6 protein-coding genes are annotated in these 7,494 nt (G+C 69.1%); 2 read left to right on the plus strand and 4 right to left on the minus strand.

Features of this window, described 5'->3' with window-relative positions:
- The coding region (upp, locus tag RTM68_RS15525) for a uracil phosphoribosyltransferase (protein ID WP_312172602.1) at positions 1–442 on the plus strand (442 nt) is incomplete at its 5' end.
- Positions 443–602: 160 nt separating this feature from the next.
- On the opposite strand, the gene RTM68_RS15530 is transcribed toward upp, so the two are convergent.
- The 3 genes from RTM68_RS15530 to nadE form a co-directional block, all read right to left on the minus strand.
- Positions 603–1,370 carry a hypothetical protein gene (locus tag RTM68_RS15530; RefSeq protein WP_312172605.1) on the minus strand — a complete coding sequence of 256 codons (768 nt, stop codon included), beginning with the start codon at positions 1,368–1,370 and terminating at the stop codon, positions 603–605.
- 10 nt (positions 1,371–1,380) lie between these two features.
- Positions 1,381–4,857 carry a TM0106 family RecB-like putative nuclease gene (locus RTM68_RS15535; protein ID WP_312172608.1) on the minus strand — a complete coding sequence of 1,159 codons (3,477 nt, stop codon included), beginning with the start codon at positions 4,855–4,857 and terminating at the stop codon, positions 1,381–1,383.
- A 67-nt stretch (positions 4,858–4,924) separates the two neighbouring features.
- Positions 4,925–5,743 (minus strand): ammonia-dependent NAD(+) synthetase, encoded by an 819-nt coding sequence (nadE, locus tag RTM68_RS15540; protein ID WP_194762848.1) that lies wholly within the window; start codon positions 5,741–5,743, stop codon positions 4,925–4,927.
- 112 nt (positions 5,744–5,855) lie between these two features.
- On the opposite strand from nadE, the gene RTM68_RS15545 reads away from it, so the two are divergent.
- On the plus strand, positions 5,856–6,413 hold the full coding sequence (locus tag RTM68_RS15545) for a nucleoside phosphorylase (protein WP_312172612.1): 558 nt from the start codon (positions 5,856–5,858) through the stop codon (positions 6,411–6,413).
- Positions 6,414–6,473: 60 nt separating this feature from the next.
- Here the strand turns inward: RTM68_RS15545 and RTM68_RS15550 are convergent.
- Positions 6,474–7,494 (minus strand): SbcC/MukB-like Walker B domain-containing protein (locus tag RTM68_RS15550; protein WP_312172614.1); only part of this gene is annotated, 1,021 nt, incomplete at its 5' end.

Genomic DNA, 7,494 nt, shown 5'->3' on the forward strand with positions numbered 1-7,494 from the left:
GAAGATCTCCGAACCGCGCCCGATCGTCGTTCCGATCCTGCGCGCGGGCCTCGGCATGCTCGAAGGCCTCGTGAAGCTTCTGCCGACCGCAGAGGTCGGCTTCCTCGGCATGGTCCGCGACGAGGAGACCTTCGAGCCGACGACCTACGCCGAGCGTCTTCCCGACGACCTGAGCGACCGCCAGTGCTTCGCGATCGACCCGATGCTCGCGACCGGCGGTTCGCTCGCCGCCGCGATCCAGTTCCTGTTCGACCGAGGAGCCAAAGACGTCACGGCGATCTGCCTGCTGGGCACACCGGAGGGTGTCGCCGCGATCGAGGCGCTGGTCGGTGACCGCGACGTGACGCTCGTACTCGGCGCTCTCGACGAGCGCCTGAACGAGAAGGGCTACATCGTCCCGGGTCTCGGCGACGCCGGAGACCGCCTGTACGGCACGGTCTGAGTTCAGCGGCGCCTCGGAGTCCGGACGAGCTCTGCTCTCGGAGGCGCTCTGTTCTCGGTGGCGCTCTGTTCTCGGTGGCGACTGCGCACCGCGGACTCTGAACTCTGCGGCACGCTCTCCGTGCTCGCAGGCCTGCGGCACGCTCTCGGTGCTCACGCGATCAGATGCGAAGCAGATATCCCCGCTCATCGCCGTGATGGATGAAGCCCGTCCGAGCGAGGATGGGCGCGGACGTCGAGACGCGACCCTTCACGAGTGCGGTGGTCGCCCCCATCTCGGCGCTCACGCGCAATCGCTCTGCGAGAACCGCGCGATAGGCTCCGCGCCCCCGAGACCGCTCGAGAGTCGCCGCGCCCCAGAGCCGGGCGAAGCCGTCGACGACCGTACAGCCGCCGGTGCTGACCGCGTCGCCGTCCAGGCGGCCGAGCACACGGAAGCCGGTGCGCGCGTCCAATGCCTCGGTGACCTCGGCGAGCTCCGTCACCAGCCCGGCCTCGTCGAGGGGCGCCTGCTCCCAGACCGGGACGTTGACGGAATCGACCTCGCGCACCTGGTCGATCGAGCGAACGACCTCCGCTGTCGCCCCGGGGGGAACGTCTACCGAGAGTCCGTCGATCTCCCGCGCGAAGACCGCGACAGTGTCGAAGTGCTCGGCGCCGCGGCGACGCAGCTCGTGCTCGATGTCGGGGGTGTCCGACGCGTTCGTCCAGAACCGCAGCTCGGATTCGCCCCAGCGACGAGTGCGCTCGAGGGCATGATCCACGACGGTGGCGGCGTCGGCCGCCGAGTCGACCTGAGAGCCCCTGACCCCGCCTCCGAACCGAGCCGGATACCGGACGAGCTGCAGGTGCTCCTTCTGCTCCTCACTGTCGCGAGGGAACCAGACCCAGGCGGCGGATGCCCGGAGGATCTCATCGATCGTGTGCATGGAAGACCTCTCAGCCTGCCGCGCCGACGAGTCGGGCGAAGGCGCTGAGACGCGCGACCCCTTCGGGCGTTCTCGGAAGATCGTCGAGGAGCGCCGGTGAATGGATCAGATAAGCCGCGACCTGGGCTCGCGAGATCGCCACGTTCAGCCGATTCTGCAACAGCAGGAACTCGGGCCCTCGCGGGGCATCGCGTCCGCTGGACGCGGCGAGTGACGTGATCGAGACCACGGCCTCCTTGCCCTGGAAGTTGTCGACGGTGCCGACCGGCACATCGGCGTACCCCGCCGCAGCGAGCGCGTCGAGGACCATCTGACGCTGCGCGTTGTACGGCGCGACGACGATGATGTCGCTCTGCGCGAGCGGCCTCGCCGTGGCATCCGGGTCGTTGTCCGTGAAGGTGCGTCCGACGAGGTCCCGCACGAGCGCGACGACCTGCGCCGCTTCTTCCGGCGACTGCGTGGCGTTGCCACGGTGCCGCAGAGCGACGACGTGCAGCCCCGGGGCGACGCCGTCGAGCGATCTCAGCTCGGTGCCGGGCGCCGAGGCGAGCTGGCCTGCGTACGCGAGCTTCGAGACCGGCGCCGCGACAGACGGATGCATGCGCCACGACCTCGCCAGGAAGTAGCCGTACTCGGGCCTGACGACTGCGTCACCGTCCATGACCCATCCCAGTGCCGAGGTGTCGACGGGTTCGGGGTGCGCACCCTGACTGACCTGCGGAAGCTGCTGCGGATCGCCGAGCAGCAGCAGTCGCTGGGCACCGGCGGCGACGGCGATCGTCGACGCGAGCGAGAACTGGCCGGCCTCGTCGACCACGAGCAGGTCGAGGCCGCCTCGGTCGACGCGTGAGGTGTTGCTGAAGTCCCACGCGGTTCCCCCGACGACCGCGCCGTGCTGGGCGTGCTCGCCCAGGAACGACGCCATGCCGTTCTTCGGGATGACGGTGTACGCCGTGTCTGCGGAGGGGTCTTTCGGAGCCTTGCCCACCTGCGCCGCAGGCACTCCGTCGGCCACCACTCGCTCGAGCAGATTCTCGATGATCGCGTGCGACTGCGCCACGACGCCGATGCGGAAGCCGTGATCGTTGACGAGGCGCGCGATCACCTGAGAGCCGGTGTAGGTCTTGCCCGTTCCCGGAGGCCCCTGCACGGCGAGGTAGCTGCGGTCGAGGTCGAGGATGCCCTGCACGATCGCATCGATCGTGTCATCGCCCGCCACCGGCAGAGGGTCCCCGGAGACCGTCCGCGGGGGGATGCGGCGCAGGATGTCGGTCGCGGCATCGCGCGGGAAACGCGGGGCCGCATCGTGCACCGTGTCTGCCCAGTCGTCGATCGCTCCCTGCAGGGAGACGACGCGCGGGGGTGCCGCCGGCGTCAGCGCGAGCGGCAGCTCATCCCAGGTCTGACCCTGGATCGCGGTCTCGGTGATCAGGTACCCGTCGTCGAGCACCTCGGAGACCGTGACCGTGTGCGGAACGTGCACGGCACGCGACGGCACCTCGGTGTCGAACGGCGCCGGCACCGGGTACAGCGCGAAGGGTTGCGACCCGACACCGAGCGTGGTCCCGGGAGACACCTCGCCGCGGACCTCGAGGTCGCGAGACATCACGCGACGCCCCTCCGCGACGCTCCAGTCGCGCTGCACGATCGACGACGTGCCGTCGATCCGCACCACGTCACGCGTGCTGTCCCACATGGTCACGGGCTCACGGAGGCGCTGGAAATGCGACACCCAGAAGCTCTTCGCCTCGCGCGGGAAGTAGTCGATGGCGGCGGCCGCGATGCGATGCACCTGACCGTCCTCGCCGGCGTCGACCGCCCGTTCGGCATCGGCGAGCAGGGCGACCGACCGCGGCGACGGCTCGTAGATCACCTCGTCGGCCTCGTCGGGAGGCGCGGGGTTGACGCCCTCCTTCTTCGCGATCTCGATCAGCCAGTTGCGCAGCCGCCTGGTCGACACGCAGTCGTAGCGGTTGTAGTCGGCCAGGTCCGCGAACACCGCATCAGCCTCTGCCTGCTCCCCCGCGGCAGCCAGCTCCTTCGCGGCGACATACTGCACGATCGAGTCGTCGCCCTTCTGCACGTCGCTCGTGCGCACATCCTCGCCCATGTACAGCGGCTCGAGCTTCTTGATCGAGTACGACCTCGACCCCACCCGCACCGTTCGCAGCACCATCGGATAGAGATCGACGAAGACGCCCTCGCGCAGCAGCCGATCGATCTCTCCCTCGCGCACGCCATGACGCGCCGCCATGGCCACCAGGTGAGATGTCTCGTAAGGCGCGTAGTGATAGATGTGCATGCCAGGATGCGCCGCTCGACGCAGCTTCACGAAGTCGAGGAACCGCTCGAAAGCCTCGCGCTCCGCAGCGAAGTCATGAGCCCACAGGGCGGTGTACTGATCGGCGTTGTCGACCCAGCCGAAGAGGTAGTCGATCCCCCAGTGCGCCTCACCGTCCGGCGCGGGCTCGGTGTAGAGGGGGTCGCCCTCGAAGTCGAAGAAGATGTCACCGTGGCTCGGCACCGGCAGCGTGTGGATCGCCGCGGCATAGTGCACGTCGTAGGTCGGCGTCCCCTCGGCATCCGCCCTGAGCTGCAGCTGCGCCTGCGCGCGCAGCGTCTCGAAGGTGTCGACGTTCATCCCCTCCGGTGACGCGGTCGCGGTCGCGGTCGCCAGAGCGTCGATCGTCTCGATGCCCGCAGCCCGCAGCCGCGCCCGCTGCACGGGGCGCATCCGGGCCACCATCAGCAGATCGCGATGAGCGATCACCTGCTCTTCACACGTCGCGCAGCGACCGCACGCCACGATCTCGAGGTCACCTCGGTCGTCGCCCCAGGCGAGGGCCGCGTCGGACGACGGGTCATCGATCCTGCGGTCGGCGATGAGCGCACGCAGGCGCGCTCGCCTCACCTGGAACAGCGGAAGCAGGTCGTCGACGGCGTGGGTGCTGATCGAGCCGTCGCCGAGGATGAGGTCGACCTCGTCGGAACGCGGGATGCCCAGACGGTCGAGCTGGTCGACGTATGCCGCGAGCTGCATGAGAGCGGTCACCCGGGCCTTGCGCGCGAGCTTCGAGTCCTGCACCCGCCAGCGGCCGTCGTCGTCTCGCTTCAGGAAGTCGGCGAACCCGACGAACTCGGGCGTCGCGAACGCGGCCTGGAACACGACCACCGCGTCGGACTGCAACGCTCGCACCGTCTCGTCGACGGCGTCCGCGAGTGCCTGGGCGTCGACTGACGACACCTTCTCGATGCGGTGGACGCGAGCAGACCCGAGCTCGTCGATGTACCGGGCGAGGACGTTCTGCTCGTGGACATCACCGAGGCGCGCTGCGCGGGCGAGCGTCGCATCTTCCGGCTCCTCGACCGCAGGGACACGGCCCAGCTTCGCATCGATCGCGCGGCACCAGGCGAACTCGCATTCGGCGGCCGCCTTGAGGTCGCTTGCGCTCCAGATGACGCGCTGCGCCTGAGTGTCGATCCGCACGATGCTCCCGTTCTCTCGGATGCTTCGACACTAGCCGCGGCATCCGACACGGGCCTTCAGCCGTGGGTCAGCGCCACCAGGTGTCGTCGGGCGTGACCGGGAGATTGCGCTTGTGCTGCGTCGCCAGATACCGCGACTCGATCCTTCCCGCGACCTCGGGGTCGACCTCACGGCCCTCGAGGAAATCGTCGATCTGCTCGTACGTGAGCCCCAGCTCGTCTTCGTCGGCCCGTCCGGGCTGACCGTCGAGCAGATCTGCGGTCGGAGTCTTGAAGGCGAGTCGGTCCGGAGCGCCGAGCAGCAGAAGCAGCGAGCGGCCCTGGCGCTTGCTGAGTCCCGACAGCGGCAGGATGTCGGCCGCTCCGTCACCGAACTTCGTGTAGAAGCCCGTCACGGCCTCGGCCGCGTGGTCGGTGCCGATGACGATGAGACCGTCGTGCCCGGCGAGCGCATACTGGGTCACCATGCGCACGCGCGCCTTGATGTTCCCGCGGTTGAAGTCGCTGATGTCGCTCGTGACGGCGAACTCGATGTCCTCTTCGACACCGTCGACGCCGTTCTGGATGTTCACCTCGACCGAGGAGTCCGGGGCGATGAACTCGAGCGCAGCCTCGGCGTCGGCCGCATCCTTCTGCACCCGATACGGCAGGCGCACGGCGAGGAACTTCGCCTCTCCGCCTTCGGCGCGCACGCGCTCGACGGCGAGCTGCGCCAGACGCCCGGCGAGCGTCGAGTCCTGACCGCCCGAGATGCCGAGCACGAAGCCCTTCGCGCCGGTCGCGCGCAGATAGTCGACGAGGAAGGCCACGCGGCGCTCCACCTCGACCTCGGGGTCGATCTCGGACTTCACACCGAGTGCTTCAGAGATCTGCTGCTGCAGGGACATGTCTTCCTCCGGTCTACCCGACATCAGTATCCTCCCCCAGTGTTACACCGAGATGACGCCGGTGGCGCGCGGGCGACTTCGCGGCGCTCGATCGAACTGGCAGGATGGCGGGGTGAAACTTCTCGTCGCAGCCATGGCCTCCGAACTCGCAGCCTTCCCCGAGGAGCTCGAGGGGTTCGACCGGCTCGTGACCGGCGAGGGCAAGATGCAGGCCGTCTTCGCGCTCACCCGCGCGCTCGACGCCAAGGAGTACTCCGAGGTGGTGGTCGTCGGGACCGCAGGCGGCATCGACCCTGAACTCGAGGCGACCGCGCACGAGATCGGCAGCGCCCTGCAGCACGACGTGTTCGACCTCGACGGCGTCGCCGGGCAGCATGTGTCTCTGCCTGCGCGCGTGTCGACCGGCCGCGAGGGGGTGCTGATCGCAACCGGCGACAGCTTCGTCGGAGATGCCGGGATCACGGCTGTCATCCGACCGTCCGGTGCGGGACTGGTCGACATGGAGACCTACGCGTACATCTGGGTCGCGCAGCAGTTCGGGGTGCCGATCCGCGCGTTCCGCGCCATCTCCGATCGTGCCGAGGACGGCGCGCTCGTCGACTTCCGCGAGGCGATCGCGCGGTGCAGCGTGCAGCTGCGCGAGGTGATCCGTCGCGAGTACGGCGTCTGAGGTCGGGCATCATCCGATCGTTCTTCGCGGCGGCGTGTTCGACGTTCTGCCGCGTGGACGTCAGCGCGACTCGATGACGCTCGGTCCCTCCGACGTCGCACGCACGCGGAGCTGAGCCGGGATCTGCTCCTGCATCGCCTCGACGTGGCTGATCACGCCGACGGTGCGTCCGCCCTGTCGCAGCTCGTCGAGTGTGCGCATCGCGACGTCGAGCGTGTCGCCGTCGAGAGACCCGAACCCCTCGTCGATGAAGAGCGTGTCGAGACGGATTCCGCCCGCCCTCGCCGTGACGACCTCGGCCAGGCCGAGCGCCAGGGCGAGAGAGCTGAGGAAGGTCTCTCCTCCTGAGAGCGACTGCGCAGGCCGGGTCTGGCCGGTGAACGCATCGAACACGACGATGCCGAGCCCTGACGCCGCGCCACGGGCCGCGAGCGCATCCGAGTGCCGGAGCTGGTATCGCCCGGTCGACATGTCACCGAGTCGGCGATTGGCCGCACCGACGATCTCCTCGAGTTCAGCGGCGAGCACGAAAGTCTCGAGCGTCATCTTTCGGGTGTTCGCCCCGCGCCCTGCGATGGTGTCGGCGAGGCCGCGGAGGATCTCGTAGTCGGCGGCCTCGTCGGCGGTCTTCGCGTGCTCGGACGCCGCGGCATCGATGGTCGCCGTGAGCCGCTCGGCCACGCCCGCGGCCTTTCCGGCGTCGTCGACCGCCGTCGTCCACCTCAGTCGGGCGGATCGGGACTCCTGCTCAGCGGGTTCGAGGTCGATCGGATCCTCAGGGAGCGTGCGCAGCTCGAGGTCGAGCAGGATCGCCCGCTCCTTCTCGCGCTGCACCGCGTGCTGAGTGACACGATTCTCGAGGGCGGTCATCGCGGACGGCGACCGGAGCGCCAGCTCTGCGGCGGCCACATCGTCGAACGCCGAGGCCTCGAGCGCAGCATCCCGCTCGGCTGCCGCCGCAGCGGCGACCTCCGCCCGGCGGCTCAGTTCCGACGTGGCATCGATCAGCACGAGCGCGGAGTGGATCTGCGCGGTCGTCGCCGCCAGTCGGTCAGCCACCGTGTCGAACTCACCCCGAGCC

Source organism: Microbacterium sp. (assembly GCF_031988965.1).
Taxonomy (GTDB): Bacteria; Actinomycetota; Actinomycetes; order Actinomycetales; family Microbacteriaceae; genus Microbacterium.